At 47.1% G+C, this 25,046-nt stretch carries 26 protein-coding genes; 19 read left to right on the plus strand and 7 right to left on the minus strand.

The window, feature by feature from the left end:
• Positions 1-741: a glycerophosphodiester phosphodiesterase gene (locus AC0YNW_RS25775; RefSeq protein WP_475834403.1), complete on the minus strand. Its 741-nt coding sequence runs from the start codon at positions 739-741 to the stop codon at positions 1-3.
• Between the two features lie 273 nt (positions 742-1,014).
• Here AC0YNW_RS25775 and AC0YNW_RS25780 point away from each other — a divergent pair, with 273 nt between their 5' ends.
• The 4 genes from AC0YNW_RS25780 (at position 1,015) to AC0YNW_RS25795 (ending at position 3,832) form a co-directional block, all read left to right on the plus strand.
• Positions 1,015-1,350, plus strand: coding sequence for a metal-sensitive transcriptional regulator (locus AC0YNW_RS25780; protein ID WP_387479782.1), 336 nt, complete (start codon positions 1,015-1,017; stop codon positions 1,348-1,350).
• 18 nt (positions 1,351-1,368) lie between these two features.
• The gene (locus tag AC0YNW_RS25785) at positions 1,369-1,569 is read left to right on the plus strand and encodes a copper ion binding protein (protein ID WP_475834350.1); all 201 of its coding nucleotides are present in this window, start codon (positions 1,369-1,371) and stop codon (positions 1,567-1,569) included.
• A 22-nt stretch (positions 1,570-1,591) separates the two neighbouring features.
• Positions 1,592-2,527, plus strand: a complete 936-nt coding sequence (locus AC0YNW_RS25790; protein ID WP_475834351.1) for a hypothetical protein — start codon at positions 1,592-1,594, stop codon at positions 2,525-2,527.
• Positions 2,528-2,959: 432 nt separating this feature from the next.
• Complete coding sequence (locus AC0YNW_RS25795; RefSeq protein ID WP_475834352.1) at positions 2,960-3,832, plus strand: DUF421 domain-containing protein; 873 nt, start codon at positions 2,960-2,962, stop codon at positions 3,830-3,832.
• Between the two features lie 83 nt (positions 3,833-3,915).
• Here the strand turns inward: AC0YNW_RS25795 and AC0YNW_RS25800 are convergent, their stop codons facing one another.
• Complete coding sequence (locus tag AC0YNW_RS25800) at positions 3,916-4,650, minus strand: hypothetical protein (protein ID WP_475834353.1); 735 nt, start codon at positions 4,648-4,650, stop codon at positions 3,916-3,918.
• A 394-nt stretch (positions 4,651-5,044) separates the two neighbouring features.
• Between AC0YNW_RS25800 and coxB the strand changes: the two genes are divergently transcribed.
• From coxB to AC0YNW_RS25855, 11 genes are all read left to right on the plus strand, one after another.
• Positions 5,045-6,100 carry a cytochrome c oxidase subunit II gene (coxB, locus tag AC0YNW_RS25805; protein ID WP_387479777.1) on the plus strand — a complete coding sequence of 352 codons (1,056 nt, stop codon included), beginning with the start codon at positions 5,045-5,047 and terminating at the stop codon, positions 6,098-6,100.
• Positions 6,101-6,178: 78 nt separating this feature from the next.
• Positions 6,179-8,029, plus strand: a complete 1,851-nt coding sequence (gene ctaD / locus AC0YNW_RS25810; protein ID WP_475834404.1) for a cytochrome c oxidase subunit I — start codon at positions 6,179-6,181, stop codon at positions 8,027-8,029.
• Positions 8,026-8,643 (plus strand): cytochrome (ubi)quinol oxidase subunit III, encoded by a 618-nt coding sequence (locus AC0YNW_RS25815; protein ID WP_475834354.1) that lies wholly within the window; start codon positions 8,026-8,028, stop codon positions 8,641-8,643. The genes ctaD and AC0YNW_RS25815 overlap by 4 nt, the downstream gene beginning before the upstream one ends.
• A 3-nt stretch (positions 8,644-8,646) precedes the next feature.
• A complete protein-coding gene (locus AC0YNW_RS25820) occupies positions 8,647-8,964 on the plus strand; it encodes a cytochrome C oxidase subunit IV family protein (RefSeq protein WP_475834355.1) in 318 nt (105 codons plus the stop codon).
• A gap of 100 nt (positions 8,965-9,064) precedes the next feature.
• A complete protein-coding gene (gene ctaG / locus AC0YNW_RS25825) occupies positions 9,065-9,985 on the plus strand; it encodes a cytochrome c oxidase assembly factor CtaG (protein WP_475834356.1) in 921 nt (306 codons plus the stop codon).
• Positions 9,986-10,033: 48 nt separating this feature from the next.
• Positions 10,034-10,495, plus strand: coding sequence for a DUF420 domain-containing protein (locus tag AC0YNW_RS25830; RefSeq protein WP_387479773.1), 462 nt, complete (start codon positions 10,034-10,036; stop codon positions 10,493-10,495).
• 364 nt (positions 10,496-10,859) lie between these two features.
• Positions 10,860-11,582 (plus strand): hypothetical protein, encoded by a 723-nt coding sequence (locus AC0YNW_RS25835; RefSeq protein WP_475834357.1) that lies wholly within the window; start codon positions 10,860-10,862, stop codon positions 11,580-11,582.
• A 20-nt stretch (positions 11,583-11,602) separates the two neighbouring features.
• Entirely contained in the window at positions 11,603-12,007 is a 405-nt protein-coding gene (locus tag AC0YNW_RS25840; protein ID WP_475834358.1) for a GntR family transcriptional regulator, read from the plus strand.
• The gene (locus AC0YNW_RS25845; RefSeq protein ID WP_475834359.1) at positions 12,004-12,948 is read left to right on the plus strand and encodes an ABC transporter ATP-binding protein; all 945 of its coding nucleotides are present in this window, start codon (positions 12,004-12,006) and stop codon (positions 12,946-12,948) included. Before AC0YNW_RS25840 ends, AC0YNW_RS25845 begins: the two co-directional genes overlap by 4 nt.
• Positions 12,945-13,847, plus strand: a complete 903-nt coding sequence (locus tag AC0YNW_RS25850; protein WP_475834360.1) for an ABC transporter ATP-binding protein — start codon at positions 12,945-12,947, stop codon at positions 13,845-13,847. The genes AC0YNW_RS25845 and AC0YNW_RS25850 overlap by 4 nt, the downstream gene beginning before the upstream one ends.
• Positions 13,840-15,147, plus strand: a complete 1,308-nt coding sequence (locus AC0YNW_RS25855; RefSeq protein WP_387479768.1) for an ABC transporter permease — start codon at positions 13,840-13,842, stop codon at positions 15,145-15,147. Before AC0YNW_RS25850 ends, AC0YNW_RS25855 begins: the two co-directional genes overlap by 8 nt.
• Positions 15,148-15,794: 647 nt before the next feature.
• Here the strand turns inward: AC0YNW_RS25855 and AC0YNW_RS25860 are convergent.
• The 5 genes from AC0YNW_RS25860 to AC0YNW_RS25880 all read right to left on the minus strand — a co-directional run bounded on the left by AC0YNW_RS25860 (position 15,795) and on the right by AC0YNW_RS25880 (position 19,102).
• The gene (locus tag AC0YNW_RS25860; RefSeq protein WP_475834361.1) at positions 15,795-16,073 is read right to left on the minus strand and encodes a hypothetical protein; all 279 of its coding nucleotides are present in this window, start codon (positions 16,071-16,073) and stop codon (positions 15,795-15,797) included.
• Between the two features lie 480 nt (positions 16,074-16,553).
• On the minus strand, positions 16,554-17,348 hold the full coding sequence (locus tag AC0YNW_RS25865) for a hypothetical protein (protein ID WP_475834362.1): 795 nt from the start codon (positions 17,346-17,348) through the stop codon (positions 16,554-16,556).
• A 162-nt stretch (positions 17,349-17,510) separates the two neighbouring features.
• Positions 17,511-17,984 (minus strand): DoxX family protein, encoded by a 474-nt coding sequence (locus AC0YNW_RS25870; RefSeq protein ID WP_475834363.1) that lies wholly within the window; start codon positions 17,982-17,984, stop codon positions 17,511-17,513.
• A gap of 42 nt (positions 17,985-18,026) precedes the next feature.
• Complete coding sequence (locus AC0YNW_RS25875; protein WP_475834364.1) at positions 18,027-18,488, minus strand: DUF2269 family protein; 462 nt, start codon at positions 18,486-18,488, stop codon at positions 18,027-18,029.
• Positions 18,485-19,102 carry a TetR/AcrR family transcriptional regulator gene (locus tag AC0YNW_RS25880; protein ID WP_475834365.1) on the minus strand — a complete coding sequence of 206 codons (618 nt, stop codon included), beginning with the start codon at positions 19,100-19,102 and terminating at the stop codon, positions 18,485-18,487. Before AC0YNW_RS25880 ends, AC0YNW_RS25875 begins: the two co-directional genes overlap by 4 nt.
• Positions 19,103-20,455: 1,353 nt before the next feature.
• On the opposite strand from AC0YNW_RS25880, the gene AC0YNW_RS25885 reads away from it, so the two are divergent.
• The 4 genes from AC0YNW_RS25885 to AC0YNW_RS25900 all read left to right on the plus strand — a co-directional run bounded on the left by AC0YNW_RS25885 (position 20,456) and on the right by AC0YNW_RS25900 (position 24,946).
• The gene (locus AC0YNW_RS25885) at positions 20,456-20,890 is read left to right on the plus strand and encodes a hypothetical protein (protein WP_475834366.1); all 435 of its coding nucleotides are present in this window, start codon (positions 20,456-20,458) and stop codon (positions 20,888-20,890) included.
• A 226-nt stretch (positions 20,891-21,116) separates the two neighbouring features.
• On the plus strand, positions 21,117-21,947 hold the full coding sequence (kduI, locus tag AC0YNW_RS25890; RefSeq protein WP_475834367.1) for a 5-dehydro-4-deoxy-D-glucuronate isomerase: 831 nt from the start codon (positions 21,117-21,119) through the stop codon (positions 21,945-21,947).
• A gap of 13 nt (positions 21,948-21,960) precedes the next feature.
• On the plus strand, positions 21,961-22,725 hold the full coding sequence (kduD, locus tag AC0YNW_RS25895; protein WP_475834368.1) for a 2-dehydro-3-deoxy-D-gluconate 5-dehydrogenase KduD: 765 nt from the start codon (positions 21,961-21,963) through the stop codon (positions 22,723-22,725).
• Between the two features lie 154 nt (positions 22,726-22,879).
• Positions 22,880-24,946, plus strand: coding sequence for an alginate lyase family protein (locus AC0YNW_RS25900; protein WP_475834369.1), 2,067 nt, complete (start codon positions 22,880-22,882; stop codon positions 24,944-24,946).
• The last annotated feature ends 100 nt before the right edge of the window (positions 24,947-25,046 follow it).

Below are 25,046 nucleotides of genomic sequence, written 5' to 3' on the forward strand. Positions count from 1 at the left end.
CTAGCTCCTCTCGCTTCGTCTCATCATGGCATCCAGCCGATCTGGGTAATCCGTAATGATACCAGACACTCCGCAGGCAAGCAGGCGCTCCAATTCATTCTCATCGTTAACGGTGAACGGATGATAAGCGATGCCATGCTCGGCGGCTTCCTGCACCCATTCGGGCAGGACTGCGAATTTGTAGGCATGAAGAGCGTTCGCCTGAATCGACTTGGCGTATTCCCATGGCTGATAAAGTCCTTCCATATAGAGAATACCCGTTTTGATATCCGATGCTATCTTCTTGCATAACACAAGTGAATAGTGATTGAAGCTTGATAGAATGATGCGATCGCCCAGGCCATGCTCCTGAACCATAGCGATGACTTCTGCTTCGATCCCTTTATAAGGGACAACACCGTTTTTGAGCTCCAGATTAATAACCAGTCCTGTATTCTTCACCAGCTCCAGCAGCTCGTCCAGCAGAGGGACTCGCTCGCCCGCATAAGAATCAGAGAACCAGCTGCCGGCATCTAGACCGGCCAGTTCGTTATAATCGACATCCTTGACCAGCCGGCCGTCTCCTGTTGTGCGCTTCAATGATTCGTCATGAATCAGTACGAGTCGTCCATCCTTCGTGCGCTGGACGTCTGTTTCAATACCGGTTGCGCCCAGCTCGATAGCATGGCGGAATGCGGCCATCGTATTTTCCGGGCAATAAGCGCTAGCTCCCCGATGGGCAAAGTTGATGGTGTGTTGGATAAGAGCACTTCCTCTCTGTTAGAAAGTTGGTTCCTTAAGAACCTGTAATGAATATAGCTTGCAAGTTGTTATGCCCGTGTCATCATAAGGCTAAGCGACTGCAGAGCAGCCTAATTGTACATACTAGAGGAATGCGTCTCCATTATCTGGATCGTAGCATAATCGGAACCTTTGTCATAGTACCATTTTCTGTGCGAAAAAAAAGATTTGCATACCCTATAGGGGTATGATAAGATAAAGGTGTAAGAAAAATACCCTATGGAGGTATCGTGGATGGAAGAAATCGATGAGGCTATTGCAATAGAAGGCTGTGGCCACTCCCATGGGGAAGAGCGTAAGAGCCATCATTCCGATAAAATGAAGCAAGGTTTAAACGCCAGACTCAATCGGATCGAAGGACAGATTCGCGGCATTAAGGGCATGATCGAAAAGGACACCTATTGCGACGATGTCCTGACGCAGATCGCTGCTGCACAGTCCGCTTTGGGAAGCGTGGCCAAGCTGCTGCTTGAAGGCCATATGAAGAGCTGCGTTGTCGAACGGGTTCAAGCGGGCGAACAGGAAGTGCTTGAAGAACTGCTTGTTACAATTAATAAACTAATGAAATAAGAAAGAGGGTATCCTATAATGGCAAACACAGTATTGAAAGTAGAAGGCATGAGCTGCGGACATTGCGTGAGCGCGATTGAGAAGGCGTTATCTCTTAAAGGCGCAAGCGGCAAAGTGGATTTGGCTAGCAAGAACGTTACAGTTGAATACGATGAGTCGAAGTTGAGCCTGGATGCAATTAAAGAAGCCATCGAAGACCAGGGCTACGACGTCGTCTAACTAGAGGGAGCATGCAGCATCTATGACAATAAAGAAGATGATAAGGGATCGCCAATCTTATGTGGCGGTCCTCGCTTTTATTTTGGCGGGAACGCTCGGAGCCTTCAGTGCCGATCGCGTTCAAGGAGCAGCTTATAGCAGTCACAATCAGGCGATTATTGCGTCAGATCAAGGACATGAGCATCATCACGGTACAATCGAGAAGAGCAAACAGCCCGGGCCAGATCAGGCTGAGCATCACCCTGGTCATCATAGCGACGAAGCGGAAGATCGCCAGCTATATGCGGAGTGGAGCTTTCAGCCTGGCGAAGCAGCGGCTGGACAAGCCATCGGAATTGACCTGCAGATTGCCGATGCAGAGGGAGAGCCGCTCCAGAAGTTCGAAGACAACCATGAGCGAAAGCTGCATTTGATTATCGTTAGCGAAGACCTCGGCTACTTCGATCATGTGCATCCCGAATACGCGGGCAATGGCTTATTCAGACAATATATCGTTCTTCCAGCAGGAGGAAAGTATAAGCTGTTTGCTGACTTCCAGCCTGCCGGTTATGCCCATACAACGGTGTCCACCACACTCCATGTTAGCGGGGAGTATACGCTTGAACGGTTGATTGCGGATCAGGAGCGGATCAAGTCAACGGATAAAGCTGTTGTCGAACTTGCAATAACTGAACTTGCGGCTGGACAAGAAACGGAGCTGGTCTTTGATCTTCGGCACCCAAAGACTGGCGTTCCTTTGACTGATCTTCAGCCTTATCTGGGTGCAATCGGCCACGTGGTCATCATTAGCGAGGATCTGGAGCAGTATTTGCATGTGCATCCTGTGAATGAGCGCGGAAGCGGACCGGAAGCCAGATTTGTCACCAGCTTTCCGGCTGAAGGACTGTACCGGATATGGGGGCAGTTCCAACGGGAGGGTGAAACCTTTATCGTTCCATTCACTGTCAAAGTACAATAAAGTGCATGAAATTGGACAGGGCTGTCCTGCCGGCAACGATAAGCGTCGCTGGCTGGACAGCCCTTATAATTTATATTTAACCAGTCCGCTTCCTAATAAAGCAGCACGTGACATCCCCTTGCAAATTGCAAACAACATGTAAGCCAAGCTGTGTTAGTTGTATCCCAAAACAACGGAAGCCCTACCTCTCTTCCATCCTTACGGCTCCAATGACCGCGCCAGTGTGAATCAGAATTACGTCTTTGTGAAACATGAGTCCGGAATTGTAGTCAAGAAATCAAAATTCAGAGGGTAAAATTGAATCTTACTGGGGATATATAGGGGTTAAATATAACATTCTTACTATCATATCATAATGATTTGATAATTGCAACAAGCGCATTACTTTCCTGCTATTGGTTAACCTATAGGAGGAAAAGGGGGATATGCGATATGCCAGACTGGCTGCAGATTATATTACGCACATTGGCGTCCATCGTCATTTTATTCATCCTAACGAAGGTGCTGGGCAAACGCCAAATTTCCGAGTTGTCTTTGTTCGAATATATTACGGGGATCTCTATCGGCAACATTGCCGCGTATATCTCACTGGATCTCGACAACCTCTGGTATTTGGGCATCGTGTCGTTAGTCGTATGGGTAAGCTTCTCGGTTGGCATTGAGCTTTGGACCTTGAAGAGCAGGAGGCTTCGCAATGTTGTGGACGGCAAAGGAACGGTACTGATCCATAATGGCCAGCTCTCCAAGAAAAAACTGCGAAAAGAGCGTATCACGCTGGATGAACTACTGGAGCAGCTACGGCAGAAAGATGTGTATCGCGTCGCGGATGTTGAATTTGCGGTGATGGAGCCAAGTGGAGAGTTGAATGTTCAGTTGAAGAAGGAGCATCAGCCGCTCACGCCTGCCATGCTGGGGTGGACAATGAGCAAGGAAAGCCAGCCGCTGTCTATCATTATGGACGGCCATATCCTGAAGGAAGAGCTGAAGCAATCGGGACATTCTGAGGATTGGATGAAGCATGAGCTGAAGCGCTACAAGCTGAAGCTTGAAGATGTGTTTCTTGGCCAACTGGACAGCGACGGCCAGATGACGTTCCAGACGCCTGATGGCAAGACCTACCCGGAGCCATCGCCATCTACGCCGAAAGACCGAGTCATGTCACTTACCGGGCAGCTTCAGGAAGAGATTAGACGATTAGAGCAGCTATCCCAAAGCGACAAGGATCGCAGAACGTACGAATCGGCGTTGTATCATTTGAATCAGGGCATTGATGCTATGCGGCTCAAGAAAGGTACCGAGAACTAAAGAGCGAGGGCAGGCATCCGGTTGCAAATCCGATTGCCTGCCCCTACATTCAAACAAAACGCATATATTATAGAAGAAAAAAATTATCTGCGCACTTGATTGGAGTCTGGCAGGAACTGCTGCTGCCCTGGATTGGTAATCGGCTCCGGCATCACCTTGCCGCCAGCAAAGTGGTATTTCACAACCGTATTGAAGGAATCAATCCAAGGCGTAAGCGAACGTCCGCCCCATGCTTCCTTGGCGTATTCATTGAAATAGTTCACGAATTCCATATTGGCCGAGATATGAACTTCCTGAACGCTAGGCACGTAGCCGCGTACGAGCTTAGCTATGGTTTGTTTCAGTTCTGGAGACAAGTCATGATGGTCATTGACGGAGAAATAGGAATTATACGGCGAGACTAAGACACGGCCATTGCCATAAGGACTGCCGTTGTCGGCATTGTATACGCCAGTATTGGTACCCGTGTTGTTCTGTTCCTCTGTACCGCTTGACCCCTTTGTTCCTACAGCCGTCCAGTCCAGCATCAGGGCGACGTAGGCGTTTTTGTCAGTAAGCATCACGATAGATGATGCAACCCCGTTTAACGAGCTAATCTTATTGGATAGAATGGAACTGTATTCGAAGAAGGCATTGTCATGCTGATGGGTGTTGCCCGTCATGCCACCGTAAGCCTTGGCGCCAATCATCTTGGGATCGCCAGGCTTCCGGCTGCCGTAGTCATAATCACTTTGCTGCACAAGCTGCTCGTAGTTGCAGCCCGACATCGCGGCTATGACCGCTACGGACAGAAGGATAAAGGCCATTCGTTTCATCATCGATCGCGGACCCCATTTCAGGTGAAGTTGACTTGTCTATAGTGTAGGTTCGGACGAAGTAAATATACGTTATGCGGGACATACATAATTGACCATGGGTTTGGTGCACAATGTAGGAGAGAAGGGCAAGCTGTTAATAGGCGATTCGACAGGATAAGAAGTCTTCAAACAGCAAACGCAAGAGCCCGAAAACGGCGAAAATATGCGTTTTTGACAGCTTTGAGAACAATTTGTGAACTCTCTGTGGAACATTGACAAATAGGGTTCCCAACTTTATATTTAATAAAGTGATTTAAGTTGCAGGAGTTGTCAAAACATCTGTGAAACACGCAGCAAAGCCGCTTGCCACGTGAAAATTAGGCAGCTGCGAAAACGTCAAAAGTGGGGTTGATTAATGATGAAACGGTGGCAATTTGTAAAACGGCTTGCGCCACTAATGGCCATGATGGTATTAGTGCTAGCCGCTTGCGGACGGGAAGACTTGTCCACGCTGAATCCTCAGGGTCCAGTAGCGGAAGAGCAATTCGGGCTGATGAAGACAGCAATTATCATCATGGGTCTCGTAGTTGTTGTCGTATTTGCAATTTCTTTGTACGTAATTATCCGTTTCCGCAGACGTCCTGGAGACAAGACGATTCCGAAGCAAGTGGAAGGAAGTCATAAGCTGGAGATTATTTGGACAGTCATTCCAATTATCCTGCTTATTATTCTTGGCGTGCCAACGGTGCAATCGGTCTTTAATCTAGCCAAGGACTACCGCGATGATCCAGATGCGGTTAAAGTTATCGTGACCTCGCATCAGTACTGGTGGGAATTCGAGTATCCTGAGCTTGGAATCAAGACGGCTCAAGAGCTGGTTATTCCAACAGGCAAGACGATTTCCATCGAAGCGAAGACGGCTGACGTGCTTCACTCGTTCTGGATTCCGTCTCTTGCAGGCAAAATCGATACAAACCCGGGCGGTAACGTAAACTTCATGTACTTCTCCGCGCCGAAAGAAGGCGTTTACTTGGGCAAATGCGCCGAGTTGTGCGGACCTTCCCATGGCCTAATGGACTTTAAAGTAAAATCAGTTAACCCAGATTCCTTCGATCGTTGGGCTGCTGCATTGCAAGAGCCTGTAGCGCTTCCAAGCGACCCGGCTATTGCGGCTGCATTCGAAAGCAAATGTCTGACTTGCCACGCAGTGGGCGACATGGGTGGACCTGCATTCCCTAACCTTACAGGCATCGGCAGCCGCGAGAGCGTTGGCGGCATCCTGGTGAATGTAGACGCTGATGATCAGAAGTACGATCATGAAGATACGGTATACAACAATCTCCACAAATGGATCAAGGACCCAGAAGCCGTGAAACCAGGTAATCTGATGTCCAATCAATACGATCTGACAGAAGAAGAGATTGAAGGTATTGCGAAGTATCTTTCTGAATTAACGCTTGATTACGAATAATACCATCATCAGTGATTGAAGGAGGTACCTACCTTGGCTCATGCACACGCGCATGCGGTCAAACGTTACAGCGGCATTATGGACTGGCTGACAACGGTTGACCATAAAAAAATCGGTATTTTGTATTTGATTGCAGGGGGCTTTTTCTTCCTTGTAGGCGGTCTGGAAGCCATTCTGATCCGGATTCAGCTCTGGAAGCCGCAAAACTTGTTCGTCGGAGCAGATACATACAACGAACTGCTTACCATGCACGGTACAACCATGATCTTCTTGGCAGCGATGCCATTGATATTTGCGTTAATGAATGCGGTCATTCCGCTTCAAATCGGCGCACGCGACGTTGCCTTTCCTTTCTTGAACTCGCTTGGTTTCTGGACGTTCCTCTTCGGCGGACTCCTGCTGAACGTGAGCTGGATTGTAGGCGATGTGCCTGACGCAGGCTGGACATCCTACGCTCCTCTTGCAGGAACGACTTACAGCGGTGACCATGGCGTCGATTATTATGTTCTAGGCTTGCAGATTGCAGGTATCGGTACGCTAGTCGGCGGTATCAACTTCCTTGTTACCATCATTAACATGCGTGCACCAGGCATGACGTTCATGCGTATGCCAATGTTCACATGGGCAGTCTTCATTACTTCGGCTTTGATTCTGTTCGCTTTCCCTGCTCTTACAGTAGGTCTGGCGGCACTCATGTTCGACCGACTGTTCGATGCGAATTTCTTTGATCCATCCGCAGGCGGCAACGCTGTTCTGTGGGAACATATTTTCTGGATTTTCGGGCATCCTGAGGTTTATATCCTCATCCTGCCGGCCTTCGGTATTATCTCCGAAGTTATCAGTACGTTCTCGCGTAAGCGCTTGTTCGGATACAGCTCCATGGTATTCGCTACCATCCTGATCGGCTTCCTGGGCTTCATGGTATGGGCGCATCACATGTTCACAGCGGGCCTTGGTCCGGTAGCGAACGCGCTGTTCTCCATCGCAACGATGCTGATCGCGGTGCCGACAGGTATTAAAATCTTCAACTGGCTGTTCACAATGTGGGGCGGCTCCATCAAATTTACATCGGCGAACTTGTTCGCAGTCGGCTTTATTCCGACATTCGTCATGGGCGGCGTAACAGGCGTCATGCTTGCTGCAGCGCCGGCTGACTTCCAGTACCATGACTCGTACTTTGTCGTTGCGCATTTCCACTACGTTATCGTAGGCGGCTTGGTACTTGGCTTATTCTCAGGTCTTCATTACTGGTGGCCGAAAATGTTCGGTCGCATTCTGAATGAAACGCTTGGCAAATGGACGTTCTGGATGTTCTATATCGGCTTCCACCTGACGTTCTTCGTACAGCATTTCCTTGGTCTCTTGGGTATGCCGCGACGTATTTGGCAGTACCTGGACGGCCTTGGCTTCAACGAGATGAACATGATCAGTACCATTGGCGCACTTATGATGGGTATTGGTACAGTTATGTTCTTGATCAACATCGTAGTAACTGCCGTTAAACCTAAAGGCGTAGCTAACGATCCTTGGGAAGACGGACGTACGCTGGAGTGGACGATTGCATCGCCGCCGCCAGAGTACAACTTTGCACAAACGCCGCTTGTACGCGGATATGACGCATACTGGAAAGAAAAGCAAGACGGCCATAGCGGCATGACGCCTGCTGAACCGATTGGTCCGATTCATATGCCATCACCATCGATCCTGCCGTTCTTTATGGGTCTTGGCTTGTTCATCGCAGGCTTCGGCTTCATGTATTCGCCGGATTGGGGACACTTCCTCGGAACAAGCTTGACGATGGGTCACTTTATTGGAATCGTGGGCCTTGGCATTACACTGATCTGTATGATGCTTCGTTCGGTGATTGAGGATCATGGCTTCCATATCGAGGAAGAAGAAATTCTGAAGGATCTAGGGGGGAAAGCATGAGCGCGCACACGCATGTAGAAGGCCAACTGCCTCATGAGCCGGAAAAGGCGACCCTTGAGGGACGCAATAAAGTCCTTGGCTTCTGGCTGTTCCTAGGCGGCGAGACGGTATTGTTCGGCACGCTGTTCGCAGCGTTCCTTGCCCTCCGTCATCAGGTGCTTGACGGACCGTCCGCCAATCATTTGTTCGACTTGAAGCTGGTAGCTTACGCTACCGCAATCCTGCTGACATCCAGCTTGACGAGCGTATTCGCGATTCAAGCGATGCATCAGCAGAAGGTAAAAAGCTTGATTAACTGGCTAATCGTTACCGTATTGCTCGGCGCAGGTTTCCTTGGCCTTGAAATTTACGAGTTCGTACATTATGTACATGAAGGCCATGGTTTCACAACGAGCGCATTCAGCTCCTCCTTCTATACGCTGGTTGGCTTCCACGGAGCGCACGTATTGTTCGGTATTCTGTGGATTACGCTGCTGATTATCCAGCTGTCGAGAAAAGGACTGACTGTCGTTACCGCACCGAAAGTATATGTAGCCGGTATGTATTGGCACTTTATCGACGTTGTATGGGTATTCATCTTTACGGTTGTATACCTGATGGGAAAGGTGGTTTAACGTATGGCAAGCAATCATTCCGCCACGGAGCAAAACACCAAACGTCACAAGGTAGAAGGTCCAAAGAAACATATTGTCGCTTTTATCTTCTCCATTCTGCTTACGTTCATCGCGTTTGCAACGGTAATTAGCGGCGAGATCAACAAAGACTTTATCTATATCATTCTTCTCGGAACGGCTGTTCTTCAAGTATTCGTACAGATGGCGTTCTGGATGCACATGAAAGATCGCGGTCATAAGTTCGCTTTAATCGGTATTCTGTCTGGTGTATTCGTAGTATTTACCTGCGTGATCATGGCTGAATATTGGGTTTGGTGGTAATCGAATACCGCCATATGTAACTGAACAGAGGAGGGTCCCGGTTTGGGTCCCTCTTCTTTCGTAACAAATGCTTAAGTGCATGAGAAAGGAGCCTCCTCTAGTGTTAGACTTAAACAAGTATTTCTCCTTCACTGAGTTGTGGACGCCTATGTTTCTATTTGCGATGACCGCGGTGGTCATCCTCTATTTCTATCTGATCGGGCCATGGAGGGAAAAGCGTCATCCGGGGGCAGCTCCGGCTACTGTTATGCAAAAAACGCTTTTTGTATCGGCCATCGTGCTGGTATACCTCTGCCATGGCGGTCCTTTGAATTTGCTTGGTCACTTGATGTTTACGTTCCATATGGTGAATATGTCGGTCTCTTATCTCATCGTCCCACCGATGATATTGCTAGGGATTCCAGCGTTTATCTGGCGCGCAGCGTTTTCGGCTAGCTTCTGGAGGAAGCTTCGATTTCTTATGCATCCTATCGTTACGTTAGTAGCGTTTAATATGTTGTTCTCGATCTATCATGTACCGATGGTTCATGATTATGTCATGACCAACTTCACGGTGCATCGTCTATATTATGTGATCCTCTTCATTACCGCATTCATGATGTGGTGGCAGATTGCCAGTCCCGTTGCGGAATGGAATAAGCTGACCCATGTGAAGAAGATGGCTTATGTATTCGCGAATGGTGTGTTGCTTACGCCAGCATGTGCGCTTATTATCTTCTCTCCCGCTGGTATTTTTGCGACGTACAACGATCCGCAAGTATGGGCGACGGCTATGGGCTATTGTATGCCAGGCAGCGATACCAGTCTTCTGATCGCGCAGTTCGGCGGCCCTCAATTCTTCAATACACTTGGGGTTGTAGATGATCAGCAGCTGGGCGGTATTATTATGAAGCTGGTACAGGAGCTTATGTACGGCATTATTCTCGCTTACATCTTCAAGCAATGGTTTAAGCGGGAGCATCATGCTGATGACGAATTGCCGAATCCGGGCACGCCAGGGACCAATCCCGGTACAGCCTAACGGCTAGACGGACCCACGCTTAAATTATTGAAGTTGGAGAGGATTAAAATGGACTTGAATATTCTTATGCCTACAGTCAGCACGTTCTTCATCGTGCTTAGCGCCATTCTGGTTGCGTTCGGATGGCGCCTCGCGATACAGCGGAAGCTGGAGCAGCATCAGAAGGTGATGGTGTACGCGGCTGTTGCAGCAATTTTGTTCTTTATTATTTATGCGTCCAGAACGTTCATCATCGGCAGCACGCCTTATAATGGTCCGGATGGACTGAAGCCGTATTATCTTGTATTCTTATTGTTCCATATTGTGCTTGCTACGGTTGCGGCTGTGTTCGGCATTACGACGATCACGCTGGGTTATAAGAAGAAGTTCAAGAAGCATCGCAAGTTTGGCAGATTCACCTCGATTATTTGGTTTATTACAGCTATAACCGGTGTAGCGGTATATTCGATCCTGTACGTATTGTATCCGGCAGCTGATGCCAAGCCATTATTTGAAGCTATATTCGGGTAACCGATTGAAGAAAGTCATCCTGGGAAGGGTGGCTTTTTTCTATTAAGCGCATTATTGCGGCATTTGCCTTGTTTGAGAAAGTGGGGCGTTTGAAAGCCAGAGTGAGAGGAACGCTTGTAAACGGTGTATATGTCCGAATCGTATATTTGATAGCTAGTGCTTGATGAGACAGTTTTCCAGATGGAGGGCTGTTTTTTTGCATGGAAGGGACTTTGGAAAAAGTTGTTGAAAAAATGATGCAGATGTATTGACAACAATCCGAGGTGTGCATATACTGTGTATATAGATATATACAGTATATAAACACAGCACAGTATACACAGTGATTAGCAAGTATATACGGTTGCCGAAGGGAGGCTGCCAGATGAACACATGGCAAGGAGCTTGGTGTCTGGCGAAGGAAGAATTAAGACGAATCAGGTGGAAGCACATCGTTACCCTCATCTTTATCGGATACTTGCTCATATTTCTTGTACCGATGTTCGCTGATTCGAGAGAGGATAATAGTACATTCGCATTCTGGGCCATGGATTTCATTACGGTCTCGCTGCTCCCGATGCTGGGATTAATGTCTACACAAAATTCAGGGATTTATTGGAAGATGGATTCCTTTACGAGAAAGCTGGCGGCATGGCGCACGATGCCCATAACGATTAAGCAAATCGCACTGGGACGGATCGTATTATACCTAACTAATGGCCTAATAGCTAAGATCGTATTTTTCACAAGTTACTACTTATTCGCCAGATCGCTGGGAGCAAATATGAGACTGATGGATTTTGTCTTGTACGCGTTGTTCTGGATCAGCCTATCGGTTGCAATCGGCATTATTTATCTCTACTTCGAGACAGGGTATTCGGGAATAAAGTACTTCTGGGTTTGCATGGTAATTTCGCTGCTATTGCTCGCGGGGATGGTGTTTTACTCTTACACAACTAGAGACAGTCTGGTGATTCTGAGCTATGAGATCATTCAACAAGGCGGCTGGTGGCTGCCGCTGATCGGGGTTCTGCTAGGCGCAGCATCATTCATGATCGTACGGAGAGCCATGGAGAAGAAACTGAGAACAAGGAGCTATACCAGTTAAAGGAGAAAGCGGGTGAAGCGATGCGGCTGCCTATACAGATTAATGAACAAAGTGCAGAGCCGCTCTATCATCAGATCGAAGTCCAGCTAAGGGCATTGATTGTAAGCGGCCAGCTGGAGGAAGGCACGCTGCTGCCTTCGATCCGCGAGCTGGCTCAGACGGTCAAATGCAGTGTCATTACGGTAAAACGAGTATATAGCGATCTTGAGAGCGAGGGACTGCTCCGAACAAGGCAAGGCACCGGAACTTACGTGGCGAAAGTCGGAGAACAAGAACGTGATCGGCACCGTCTCTCGGCGGTGATCGAAGCCCTTGATCAAGCCGTAACGGCGGGCAAGCGAATGCAATGTTCGGAAGAAGAATTGATAGAGCTCTTCAACGAAGTGATTCATAGACACTACGGGCAAGGAGGGGATACATCATGAGCGACTGGCAAGAGGAGCAGGCGATTCAGTTCAAGGATATTGCGCAGCGCAAGCCGAATTTCAAGATGGGGCCTATTACGCTGGATATTCCCAAGGGATTTATTACAGCTATTGTCGGTCCGAACGGCAGCGGAAAGAGTACGCTGTTCCGCATGATTCTGGATCTGGAGAAGCCGCAGGATGGAACGGTGACAGTGCTGGACCATATCATCGGCACTGGAGATGATGCTTCGATCAAGCAGCAAATTGGTTATTTGCCGGAGGAGTCGCTGCAGCATGACGACAAGCTTAAGGCATTCGAGAAAGCTAGATTCAACAGCTACTGGTATAAGAATTGGGATGTGAACCGCTATCAGGAGCTGCTGCTCGCCTTGCAGGTCAACGATAATCTGCCACTTGGGAAGATGTCGAAGGGGATGAGGCGCAAGTGCGAATTCGCGATTGCCTTGGCCCACGCGCCAGATCTGCTGCTCCTCGATGAACCATCCTCTGGGCTTGATCCACTGGCCTGGAAGTCCATGATCGAGATTCTCCACCGGTATATGGAGCCTGGCGATCGTACGATTCTCATGACCTCTCACATCGTAGAGGAAGTGAAACGGCTGGCGGATTACATCGTATTTATGGCACAGGGCCGGGTGCTTGGGGTCTATGAGAAAGATGAATTGTTCAGCAGTTGGTTTACCTTCTTCGTCTCAGGCGAAGGATTGACTAGCCAGATTGCTTCTCAGATGCCGGGTCAATGCGGAATGGAATCGGTCGGTGGCCAATCATTCCGAATTACGACCAGCGAAGCCTATCAAGCGGAGCAGTGGTGCGAGACGAAAGGCATTACAATTTTAAGCAAGCAAGCGCTGGAGCTTGATGAAATTATGAGCACATTGCTGCTGCAAGATGGAATAAGCAAACGAGTACATGAAGCGAGGGGAAAAGCGAGATGAAACCATTAGTAGTAGAACAAGTCATGAAGCAATATGGCGAGAAGACGGCGGTCAACAACATCAGCTTTGAAGTGGGCGAAGGTGAAATTTACGGTTTGCTGGGCGCGAACGGCGCAGGCAAAACAACGACCATGCGTATGGTGCTGGGCCTGATCTATCCGGATGGCGGATCGATCAAGTACAACGGCAAGCCTTACAGCAATGAGCAGCTAAGCCGCCTCGGCTATTTGCCGGAGGAGAGAGGCCTGTATCCGAAAATCCGCGTCAGCGATCAGATCATCTACTTATCCCAGCTGCGCGGCATGTCCCGCAAGGATGCCGATCAGAACTTGAAGTACTGGCTCGAGAGATTCGAGGTTCCGGAATACTACAACAAGCGCGTCGAGGAGCTGTCGAAGGGCAATCAGCAAAAAATCCAGTTCATCGCTGCTGTTAATCACCGTCCGAGCATCATCATCATGGATGAAGCGTTCAGCGGACTTGATCCGGTCAATGTCGAGCTTCTGAAGTCGACAGTGAAGGAGCTGAGAGACTCCGGTACGAGCATTCTGTTCTCGACACACCGCATGGAGCATGTCGAGGAGCTATGCCGCAACATTACAATCCTGCATCGTTCGAACACGGTGCTGAAGGGCGGCATCAAGGACATCAAGAAGCAGTATCCGCGTGAGCGTGTCATCTTGAGCACAGAGAATGACGTTACAGGTTTGGAGAACATTAGCGGCGTGACAGGCGTGAAGCTGCAGGAATACGGCTATGAGATCGGCATCCAGAATGAAGCGGTAGGCGGCGAGATTTTGCGCCATGCGATGGCCCAATCGACTGTCACCAGATTCGAGATTAAGGAACCAACTTTGAACGAAATCTTTATAAAAACGGTAGGTGATCGCCATGAATAGTTTTTGGACAGTAGTAGGGTTTACAGCGCGCAACAAATTTAAAGGCAAGGCGTTCCTTGTAACGACGCTTATTATCGGAGTCATTTTAAGTATCGGAGTTAATCTTCCTTATATCATTTCCCAGTTCGATAAGGGTGGAGATAAAACGACGAATATCGGTTACATTCAGTCTGCGAATACGGAAGCGGCTGAAGGAACGGCAACCGGCGACAGCCTGAAGGCTTTCTACGAGCAGCAAGAGAATGCGAAGCTTCAACTCATAGCTTACCCTGACAAAGGCAGCGCCGAAGAGAATGAGAAGCAGCTGAAGCAAGCGATTAAAGACAATGATATTAAAGGTTACCTGGAGTTTGGCGCGATGACGCCAAGCGGATACCCGGAGATGAGCTACAAATCCGAGAAGATGATGGAGTTCTCGCTGACTGAGAATTTGACAGGCGCACTTCAATTGATTCGCCAGGCAACGATTCTCCAAGATGCCGGACTGACGGATGAGCAAGTCGCGCAGTTGAATGCGCCGATCAAGATCGAAGCAGTGCAAATCTCCTCTGCGGAGGGCGCTGGCGGCAGAACGCCGGCAGAGCAAGGCGTGAACATGGGTCTGATCTACTTCATCATCATCTTCCTGTTCATGGCGATTATCACTTCCGGCCAGCTGATTGCGGCGGAAATTACGGCAGAGAAAAGCTCCCGCGTTATGGAGATTCTGATTACGAGCGTATCGCCGCTGAAAGGCATGTTCGGCAAAATCTTCGGTATGTTCACGGTAGTACTGAGCCAGGTATCGTTCTTCGTTATCGTTATCCTGCTCAACGTATCGCTGCCGCACAACAAAGGCGCGTTGGCAGGTCTCGACATTGATCTGACGAAGATTGATCCGCTTCTGCTTGCGTATGCGATTATCTTCTTCCTGACTGGCTTCTTCTTGTTCGCGACGCTGTATGCAGCTGTCGGCTCGATCGTAAGCCGCACAGAGGATCTGGGTCAAGCGACTATGCCAATGACGATTATCTCGCTTGCAGGCTTCTACATTGCAATCTTCAGCCTGAGCGCACCGGACAGCATGCTGGTCAAAGTAACATCGTTTATCCCGCTGTTCTCGCCATTCGTGATGATTCTGCGTCTCGGCCTGACGGATGTTCCATTCTGGGAAGCAGCCCTGTCGATCGGCTTGCTGCTGGTGACGATCTACATCGCAGTCTACGTATCGGCTAAGATTTACCGCACAGGCGTCCTGATGTACGGGAAGCGCCCAAGCTGGAAAGAGATTCGTAAGGCGATGAAAGCTTATAAAATTTAATGATGGATAAGGCTTTTTGTGAGTAACGGTTATAAATGAGATAGCTATAATTAATAAATGAGACAAATTACACTACATGTTTGAGACAAAAAACCTTGATACATCAGGAATTGTTGATGTATCAAGGTTTTCGTGTTCGTGAATATCGGGTGCCTGATTAATAAGATGTTGAGATTAGGGGTTCAATTGATGAGAGAATTGAAAAATTATAAATGAGATTTTTCGTCAAGTAGCTGAAATTGTTCTACAGCAAAGAGTTGCCAGTGTATATATTATTCCGCTTATTTGACTAGATGGGATAAAATCAGGCACAGAGAAGCCGCGACGAACCTTGATAGTCGTAAGTTTAAAATCATGAGTGACTTTGGGAAGCTGCGAGAAGAAAAATTTTTTAAGCATGCTAGCTTATGTGGCCGAACAGGAATGAATTAATATACGAGGCAGGCTGAAGGTTCAAGTAGCCAAGGGGAACAGAGTGAAATTCGGGCGATCAAAACAAAAAAATGATGATCACTTTATTCAAGTCTATACCGAATGGATGGTTAGCAATATAACCGCTGTTATGGCTATGAAGCAATTAGCGCTCCTGAATACATTGGCTATGTGAAGGTGCGTAATGGTGAGGTAATGTTCTTTAACCCAAAGGATCAAATAGTGGAGATAAGCCGAGTGAAATTTAAATACTCTGCTTTTACTCGCTCAAGCTCAGAGGAGTGCTTCGGCCCTTTCCCATAGCTGTATTGCTTTCCGTCAGGTTGCTCCAAACGATTGAGTTCACCATTGCAGTACCACTTTAGCAACGTTTTCAATTGCGTCTTATTTCGTACACCTAGCTCGTCCATGACGATCTTTACCGCGGCTCCTGCCAGCTTCATTTCGGTAGATTTCATCTTCGTTTCCACAGGGTAGCTTACTCTAGTTGCCAATGCAAAAACACCTCCAAGGTTATCTCAACATCTTACGACATGATCGATTTCACTTGAATGTGTTTTGGTTTGTCTCACGTCAGGGGGCAGTCCCGAAACTAACATACGGCTTTTAATTATTGGTTCTTGTACATCCCCGTCTATTTAGGTTTCCACGGTAGGAGGCCCTCATTCAATAGCATAAGTTCTAATATTCCCACAAATTTCACTAACTTACTCAACATTGAGCACATTCTTCCGAAAATATTAAAATTAGCAGGGATTGTACCGGAATGCATTACCATACACTTAATGTAAACCTTGTTTTAATAACATTATGATTAAGCTATCAAGGAACGTCAGCTCAATAAAATAGCGACAGTCTAGGACTATATTTTGTGTCAGTGGCTGTCGCTGTTTCATCTTCTGGGCTCAGTCTTTACGCTGGGAAGTTATCCGCCATTAAAATGAATGACAAGAATAAAGGTTATTACTTATAAATTAATATACTGGTAATTCTAACTCAACAGGTATGGTATCTCCTTTTTTGTCATATACTTTGATTTTTTTTGCTTTTCCATCAATCTGATACTCTAGGAAACCTTCAGAATTATCTTCAATTAATTTAAGGTTTGGGAATGGATCAGTTATAACATATTTATCTTTTACTTTTGAATAATGAACAATTAGCACTAATTCAGCGCCCCAATAACCGTGTATGATCAAATGATTTGGCCGTAGATTAATTTTATTGATACTTTTTGAATGATGAATAAATTGTAAAGCTAGAGTATTCATAAAGGATTTTGCATATCCATCGACAGGAGCATCTGGGTTACCTTCTACATATGTATCCATTTTCTTTGACACAAGTTCTGGTACTAACTTTATATTTAATAACATTGTTTTATTATTATCGGTATAAGTAATAAGGGGGCTTGAAAGATCTAAGACTTTAGGTTGTGAGAGTTCAAAGGTTTGAAAATAAGTTCGTATGATAGAATCAGTAGGTTTTTTATATAGTTTAAGCCTTTCGTTGACGTTAGGGGCTACTATAGTTAACAAGAACGGGATCAGTAATAGTAAGGAAAAAAGTCTTTCAATTGACAACCATTTTCTTGAAAAGAAAAACATAATAACGGATAATATTAAGCCAAACCATGGTATTATGACGAAAAATGGGTAACTTGTAACTAATATTAAACCTGAGTAGAAGTGTAGAGATATAAAATAGGCTGCAAACCATATTATTAATCCTACGAATAAAATAATTAGACACATCCGTCTATAATTCATTTGTGCGGCCTCCTATAATATTTACTTTGACTTTACTTTTTTATCGACATTCTCCCATATTATATTAATAATAGTATAAATATGATTGTTGATATTGTTTTGGGAATAACAATACTTCCGAATAACGGTAATTGTCTCGTTGTTTTTTCTTAGTATTACAAACTACATTAGAAGATGTTTCCGCTCAGGCCGTTGACGGAGATAGAATATCATGATGGCAAGGCTCGCGGATAGAAAAACAAATTGCATCAGAGTGCGGGGAATTAATGCATCTTCCGGTTTAGTCGCTAGTCCAGAAAGAGCGTGCGATATATTTGCAGGGAACATGAGGATCAGTAGAAGCGACAGCCCTCCAGCCGCCCAAGCGACAGTAGGACGCCATAGCAAACCTATAGCTCCTGCCAACTCAAGCAGACCGGTGAGCGTCACAATGAAACTAGGATATGGAAGAATAGATGGTACCATGCTAATAAGCTCTTCCCTCATCCAAACGAAATGAACCGTGCCAGTTAAAATAAACATCGCTGCAACACCGCCTCGAAGGGCAATCGGCCATGATCGCAGACGCTTCACTCCCACTTTTCCCGCAACGAGAATAGCAATAGTAACACTAATAAGAACGATTAGCGGTTCCATAAAATTACCTCCGATATTTATTCTTAGAATCATATAAACTATTTAGAAACCTTTCATCACCATTAAGTAAAGAATGACAAGCGGCAAGAAAGTAGCGGCGACGCCGTAGAAAGCCCATTGGCGGGAAGCTCGTTGATATGCCGCAGAAATCGCGCCTGCCTGTACACTATCCGCACTGAATCGGATCATTCTGAGTTGCAGCGGAAGGAGTATGGCTATCCAAATAAAACCGGAAATCGCGAATAAGAGAAGGGAAAGCGTAAGCCAGTTTAGTCCCAACAGCGAGACGCCGGAATGTCCAGCCATCATAGCGCCTGAGATAATGATGAGGATAAGGCCGGGTATTGTAAAAGAGTAATCAGCGATCATGACATTCTTGGCAGCTTGATGAATGATGGACGGATTATTGGTCAGATCGGCCCGAATTTTCCAAAAGGCTGCTGTGATGATATTTCCAACCATCAACAAAACACCGACCAGATGCAAAGTTAACCACAAATTCACGGCTCCTCACCCTTTCTCCGTTCGCCGCCATTTAGAATATCACGAATAAATTCGGATAAATCTTGGGCTTTAAAAACCGCCTGTGCTTGTGGAATGCTTGAGCGAATTCTTAATCCGAATGTCATCAGCGTGAACATGTCACCAGTTTTCTCTGCATCAACCGTTTCAGGAATGACTCCGTATTTCTGGCCCGTTTCAATCCACAACTTGGCTAAATATATGGACCGATCGTAGTAATGATTCAGTGCTTCTGCGACCATGGGGTCCTCTTCTTTTCCGAGCAAGTACAGCAACACTTTGTTCGCTATGTCATGCGGATTTTCGTAAGCAAGGATGCTTTTCTTGATTTCCTGCATCGGCTCGTCGAAATTTCGGAGGCCATGTTCAACTTCTTTCATAAAGCTTCCGTTTGTTTCCTCTAGACGTTCCTGCAGCACCCAGATAAAAATTTCATTTTTACTCTTTACATAGTGAAAGATCGCGCCCTTGGACAAACCGGACTTGATCATAATGTCCTGCATAGTGATGGAATGGCATCCTTTTTCCGCAATTAATTCCTTGGTCGTGTCCATCAGCCGTCTAATCGTCTGTTGCCTGCGCTCCTCTTGCTTCAAGGTCACCCCTCCATTGGCATGATAATAAATGTATACACAAATTATAAATACAGACCGTCGGTTTGTAAATGGACAATGTGAAAAGAAGCTACGATGGCCCACCTATAATGTATTGAACCCCAAAAGCTAGACTTTAACAGAGAGGAGAAATCATTATTTTTCGATTTGTAGGTCTGAAATACCAAGAAGCAGCAATTAAAATAAGAAATAATAAAGCATAGACAATTGAATCGCCTACCGCGCTGAGTATTAATTATATTACAATACACAATAGATCAGTACTATGTCTATTTAGAACTGCATGGGCATACTTTTGGTGGTGGGAATTTCACTTTTTACCAAGTTACAAAGGCGTGGTAAAATGGCAGTACTTAGAGGCGAATATTGTTTGATTTTAAATTTATTAAAAGGTTGGGTTAAATATAAAAGTAAATTTCCCGTCGAGTATGCAAAAGTTTATATAAAGTCGTTATTATGAGTTATGAAGGATTTTTCAAACTTAAAAACCATTTTTTATTTGAACCTTAATAAGGCCTTGTGATTATAATTTTGGATTCTGGAGGGGAATAATGATATTTTTTATTCTTCAGGGTATTATTGTTGCTACACTTTTTTTCGGAATTTTTGAAACCATCAAAAGAAAAATATGGAACTTAACTTGGGTATTTTCTTTGTTCCAAATTGGTTTTTTGATTAGTGCTGCTACCCCATTTTTACTACAACAGAAGGGATTTTCAGAAAACATAAATTATGTGAAGTCATTACCATATGTATACTCGTTTCAATATTTTCTATACTTAATTTCATTTTTGATTTTAATAAATATGGTTATAAAGAAGAAAGGTCACTAATAATTGAGGACTGACCTCCTTAACATGAGACAAATCAAAACACCTTCAAGAAAATAAAACCATGTCGTAAGATATGGAGATAACCTTGGGGGTGTTTTTGCGTTGGCAACTAGAGTGATATAATGAGATTAGCAGGGATACCCGTAAAGGAGGGTGCGGAACGAAATAATACATAAATGGATAATTAATTAAAACATTCCATTTTTAGTTTCTTTGTCCTAATGTTAATTATTATTTGCTTCACAATACTCACCGCATTTCAAACTCCAGAACTAATAAAATTTATTATTTCAATTGAGTCCATGGCCGCAATTTCCGCATTGCTAAATAAATCTGGCAACAGTGGCTTGATAACGTATTTAATATTGGCTATCTTAATGGTTGCACTTGAGCACGATTATCGGAATGGTTTGCCGAACATTACATCCTGTATACTCTGTGAAATGAGTGAAAGACCGGGAATAGGCTTGAATACAAACCTTAAAAGGTGTGAGTATCCGTCATGAAAAGTCCGGCATGGTTAAAGGGTTTTGGATATGGAATTCTTCTATCTGGTGTATTTCCGTTAATCTTCATGTTGATCGCTCAGGCTCTGGCAGGGGGGATATCTTCTCTTTGGGGAGAAAGCTGGTTTTATTTTGCAGTGCTAATTCCGTTCGTAGTAACGTCATCCATACTTGGCCATGTACTTCATAAGAAAGAAATCTCCAACAAAAATAAATGGCTTATTAGTCTTATCACTGCAATGTTCATTTCACTTTTTACTGGAACAATAGGAGCAATATTGGGTGAATATATAGTTAGAGGGAATATGGAAACGATTAATATGAAAGATACTTTATTGTGGGGTACGATCTATAGCTTTTTGTTCTTGCCCTTATCAGTCCCACTTATGAGGGTAAATATTGAACTACTAAAATATGTAGTCAAAAAGTGATGTAACTTAACCTGAATCTTGGAAAACGCGAAGAGACAAGATGAGCTTCAATCCCAAGTAGAGAGCAGCGGATCAATATCCGTTGCTCCTTTTTATTGATATTTAATGCGAGAAAACGAAAAATCTTTCTATGTCAAAAAAATGCACATCCGGGTCAAAAATATGTCCTGTCAAAGGCCGCTCTATACTGCATAGTAATAGGAAACGAAAAGAAGGAGCGGAAACAATGGAAAATAGATATGCAGTACACCCACACGATGCGCGTCGTTATGGAACAGAAGAGCTGAGAGCGAACTATTTGGTTGAAGGCTTGATGGTGGAAGGAAGCCTGCGTATGTGTTATTCCCATGAAGATCGCATGATTATGGGAGGCGCGGTGCCTACGGTGGAAGGGCTGAAGCTGGAAGCGGGCGATATGCTGAAAACAGAATATTTCCTGGAGCGCCGGGAGATCGGCATCATTAACGTTGGAGCGCCTGGCTATGTCATCGTAGACGGAGACACATATACGCTTGAGGCCAAGGATTGCCTGTACATCGGCTTGGGCCATCAAGAGGTGACCTTCCACAGCAATGATGCGAAGCAGCCTGCGCGTTATTATCTCGTATCGACGCTTGCGCACCGGTCTTGTCCGACGCGGAAGGTGGCAATTGCGGAAGCGACACCTGCCCATCTGGGATCGATTGAGCAATCCAATGAACGCACCATCTACAAATACGTTCATGCGGATGGCGTGGAAAGCTGCCAGCTCATGCTGGGCATGACGCTGCTGGAGCCGAGGAACATGTGGAATACGATGCCTGCGCATATTCATGACCGCCGCAGCGAGCTGTATTTCTACTTCGATATGCCCAAGGACGGCCTTGTATTTCATTTTATGGGAGAACCGGCAGAAACCCGCCATCTAGTTGTGCGCAATGAGCAAGCAGTCATCTCTCCGGCCTGGTCGATTCACTCCGGCGTCGGGACTAGCAGCTATACGTTCATCTGGGCGATGGCGGGGGAAAACTATACGTTCACGGACATGGATAGCGTCCCAATGGACACCTTGAAATAAGGAGGTTGCAGCTATGAGTGTAGGGAAGCAGCCATTTTCGTTAGCGGGGAAAAAAGCGATCGTCACAGGCGCGGCATCGGGGATCGGACAAGCGATCGCAATCGGTCTTGCGGAAGCGGGAGCAGAGCTGCTGCTGCTCGGACATCGCAGTAATATGGAAGATACATCGGATCGAATTGCTGAAGTTGGCGGTTCCTCGCGGGAAGTGCTAATTGACCTGAGCGATCTCGATAACTTGGATCGCAAATATCAGGAACTGGTGGGTGATGAGCCTATCGACATTCTGGTGAATAATGCCGGCATCATCTGGCGGGAGCCTGCTGCAGAGTATGACACAATTAAGTGGCATGAAGTGATTAACGTTAATTTGCATGCGGTCTTCCAGCTTAGCCAGTTGGTCGGCAAGGGCATGTTGGAGAGGGAGCAAGGCAAGATCATCAACATCGCTTCCTTGCTGTCCTTCCAGGGCGGCATTCTCGTTCCGGCCTATACGGCAAGCAAGCACGCGGTAGCCGGGCTGACGAAGGCGCTGGCCAATGAGTGGGCAAGCCGCAATGTGCAGGTGAACGCGATTGCGCCGGGCTACATTGCTACAGCTAATACGAAAGCGATTCGTGAAGATGCAGCGCGCAATCAATCAATTGTCAGCCGCATTCCGGCAGCGCGCTGGGGCGAAGCGTCTGACCTTGCAGGAGCGGCGGTATTCCTCGCTTCGAGCGCTTCGGATTACGTGAACGGGCATGTCCTCGCTGTCGATGGAGGCTGGCTGGCCCGTTAACACTGCAACAGGTTTAAACTAGAATTCCGTCTATATTTGCACATCCAGGCAGCTAAGAGAGAAACGCATAAGAGAGTAGAAGAGCAAGTTTTCAGCGATGGCTGCGGGCTTGCTCTTCTTTTGCCAATACCATTAGATACAGGGGGATGGATTCATGGAAAAGCAAGAGCGGAACGTGAGCGGCAAGCCGCAATTTTTCTGGTCGCCGGGGGATCGTGCTTTCATTGTGAAGGCGTGTCTGGAGCTGTGGCCGGAGGAAGCGGGCAGGGCCATCCGCCGGGCGGCGCTGGCTGCGGAAGGCACCTTCATCTATAACTCCCGCTGGGATATGGAGCCTTGCCAGGAGCCGGTAACGTTCCAGGGGGACATCCAGTGGGATTATGTCCGCGAAGGCGACGTGGAGTGGACGTATATGCTCAATCGGATGAGCTATATGCGTGATTTGGGACAAGCTTATTGGCTAACAGGCGAAGAGCGCTTCGCCAAGGCTTACATTCGTCTGCTCAAGGATTGGTGCGCGAACAATGGTATCAGTCGGGAAGAGATGGCGGACAGCGTGCATCGTGGCTACAATGTGAATTCGCGCTGGCGCCGTATTGACGCTTCGATTCGATTCACCAACTGGCTGAAAGGATATGCGTGTATCGCCTCTTCGTCGGAGTGGCATGCGGAGCGGATCGTGCTGGAGGGCCTGTTGAAGTCGCAGGCAGAGCTGCATGGCGAGTTTCTGCATCTGGCCTATACTGCCTTTGATGTGCAGAGCAATTGGGGATTTATTGCGGCTAACGGCTTGTACCAGATCGCCGTCATGTATCCCGAGCTGGAGAATGCCGCGAAATGGAAGAGAGCTGCGCTGGACCGAATGGAAGAGATGTCGGCTGCTCAGTTTTTGGCTGACGGCTTCCACGGCGAGCAATCGCCGCAATACCATCATGAGGTGCTGGATCATCTCTTCGAGACGGTATGGCTTGGCGAACTGAACATCGAGCCCCCTCGCCAGCGATTATACGCCGTTCTTCATGCCATGCTGGATGCTTCTATTGCGATTGCGAAGCCGAATCGCCGCCAGCCGATGCTAAGCGACAGCGATGATGTCGATGTGCGGGACAAATGGTGTCAAGGCGCGCTGTTGCTCGGGCGGCAGGACCTAAGGGCGCTCGCTTATCCGTCCCCGGACTACGACAGCCTGTGGTACTTTGGCGCCCAAGGGATCGCAGCCTATGACCGGCTGGCCGGGAAGCTGCCTGACTATACATCCACAGCCTTACAGCCTGCTGGACTGATGGTCATGCGCTCAGGCTGGGGCAGGCAGGATGATTATCTGCTCATGGACGGCGGTCATCTGGCGATGTCCGGCCATGGACATGATGATCTGCTCCATGTGGAGCTACATGCGAGGGGCAGGGATTTTCTAATCGATACCGGCCGCTATACGTACAAGGAGGGCAAGGAGCGGCAGTACTTTAAGCCATCACTTCAGCATAATACGCTGTCGGTGGACGGGCTTCCCTCAACCGAATATATCGACACATGGAGCTGGGAGAAGCCTGCTCTGCCAGTTAATGCGTTCTTCAAGGCGAGCGAGCGTTACGATTATACCGAGGCGGGCCATGACGGCTATTGGAGGTTAAGCTCTCCGGTCGCCGTACACCGACAAATTCTCTACATCAAGCCGGAGTATTGGATCATCGTCGATACGTTCCGTTCCTCTGGCAAGCATAGATACGGCGTTCATTTCCACTTTGCGGAGGATACGCCTCTTCAGGTGGACCATCAACGGGGCAGAATCGTTACCGCGCATCAGAAAGGCGGCAATCTGCTCATGCAGACCGCAGGAGCGGGAGTCCGAATCCAGCAGGAGGCTTGCTGGATTGCGCGGCACTACAACGAAAAAAATAGATCCGCCAAGATTGTGCTGGAGACGGATGAATCGGGGCCGTATACGACAGTCGTGACCCTTCTCCGTCCGTTCGACCGCCTGGAAGAAGCCGAGCTAACGATTGCACCCATTGACATTCGCGGCAAAAGCGAGCAAGTGCTGAGCGAGGCGCAGGCCATCGGATTCGAGATACGAAGCGGCAGCGGAGGGATCTCGGATTATGTGATTATTTCGCGGCAAGGACCGCAAAGCTATCGCTTCGCCGAGGTTCAATTAACCGGCGAGGTATTATGGCTCCGCCGTCAACTTGGGCATGCGGATCAACCCTTTATCGTCAAATAATGGCCAGGGATGCCATGCCGGCAGCAGGTCAAAAAAATGCACGTTTCAGTCAGAATTCTTGCCTGTGGTCAGGTTTCAGTCGGCGTAAGATGAAAACACT

The sequence above is a fragment of the Paenibacillus sp. J31R120 genome, assembly GCF_056269225.1.

What these genes read in the sequence shown, in the direction of transcription:
- kduD (WP_475834368.1), top strand. Translation starts at nt 21,961, where the DNA reads ATGAGTGTAGGGAAGCAGCCATTTTCGTTAGCGGGGAAAAAAGCGATC.
- AC0YNW_RS25855 (WP_387479768.1), top strand. Translation starts at nt 13,840, where the DNA reads ATGAATAGTTTTTGGACAGTAGTAGGGTTTACAGCGCGCAACAAATTT.
- coxB (WP_387479777.1), top strand. Translation starts at nt 5,045, where the DNA reads ATGATGAAACGGTGGCAATTTGTAAAACGGCTTGCGCCACTAATGGCC.
- AC0YNW_RS25865 (WP_475834362.1), bottom strand. Translation starts at nt 17,348, where the DNA reads ATGAATTATAGACGGATGTGTCTAATTATTTTATTCGTAGGATTAATA.
- kduI (WP_475834367.1), top strand. Translation starts at nt 21,117, where the DNA reads ATGGAAAATAGATATGCAGTACACCCACACGATGCGCGTCGTTATGGA.
- AC0YNW_RS25870 (WP_475834363.1), bottom strand. Translation starts at nt 17,984, where the DNA reads ATGGAACCGCTAATCGTTCTTATTAGTGTTACTATTGCTATTCTCGTT.
- AC0YNW_RS25780 (WP_387479782.1), top strand. Translation starts at nt 1,015, where the DNA reads ATGGAAGAAATCGATGAGGCTATTGCAATAGAAGGCTGTGGCCACTCC.
- AC0YNW_RS25830 (WP_387479773.1), top strand. Translation starts at nt 10,034, where the DNA reads ATGGACTTGAATATTCTTATGCCTACAGTCAGCACGTTCTTCATCGTG.
- AC0YNW_RS25850 (WP_475834360.1), top strand. Translation starts at nt 12,945, where the DNA reads ATGAAACCATTAGTAGTAGAACAAGTCATGAAGCAATATGGCGAGAAG.
- AC0YNW_RS25790 (WP_475834351.1), top strand. Translation starts at nt 1,592, where the DNA reads ATGACAATAAAGAAGATGATAAGGGATCGCCAATCTTATGTGGCGGTC.
- AC0YNW_RS25840 (WP_475834358.1), top strand. Translation starts at nt 11,603, where the DNA reads ATGCGGCTGCCTATACAGATTAATGAACAAAGTGCAGAGCCGCTCTAT.
- AC0YNW_RS25785 (WP_475834350.1), top strand. Translation starts at nt 1,369, where the DNA reads ATGGCAAACACAGTATTGAAAGTAGAAGGCATGAGCTGCGGACATTGC.
- AC0YNW_RS25795 (WP_475834352.1), top strand. Translation starts at nt 2,960, where the DNA reads ATGCCAGACTGGCTGCAGATTATATTACGCACATTGGCGTCCATCGTC.
- AC0YNW_RS25835 (WP_475834357.1), top strand. Translation starts at nt 10,860, where the DNA reads ATGAACACATGGCAAGGAGCTTGGTGTCTGGCGAAGGAAGAATTAAGA.
- AC0YNW_RS25845 (WP_475834359.1), top strand. Translation starts at nt 12,004, where the DNA reads ATGAGCGACTGGCAAGAGGAGCAGGCGATTCAGTTCAAGGATATTGCG.
- ctaD (WP_475834404.1), top strand. Translation starts at nt 6,179, where the DNA reads ATGGACTGGCTGACAACGGTTGACCATAAAAAAATCGGTATTTTGTAT.
- AC0YNW_RS25800 (WP_475834353.1), bottom strand. Translation starts at nt 4,650, where the DNA reads ATGATGAAACGAATGGCCTTTATCCTTCTGTCCGTAGCGGTCATAGCC.
- AC0YNW_RS25900 (WP_475834369.1), top strand. Translation starts at nt 22,880, where the DNA reads ATGGAAAAGCAAGAGCGGAACGTGAGCGGCAAGCCGCAATTTTTCTGG.
- AC0YNW_RS25820 (WP_475834355.1), top strand. Translation starts at nt 8,647, where the DNA reads ATGGCAAGCAATCATTCCGCCACGGAGCAAAACACCAAACGTCACAAG.
- AC0YNW_RS25885 (WP_475834366.1), top strand. Translation starts at nt 20,456, where the DNA reads ATGAAAAGTCCGGCATGGTTAAAGGGTTTTGGATATGGAATTCTTCTA.
- AC0YNW_RS25815 (WP_475834354.1), top strand. Translation starts at nt 8,026, where the DNA reads ATGAGCGCGCACACGCATGTAGAAGGCCAACTGCCTCATGAGCCGGAA.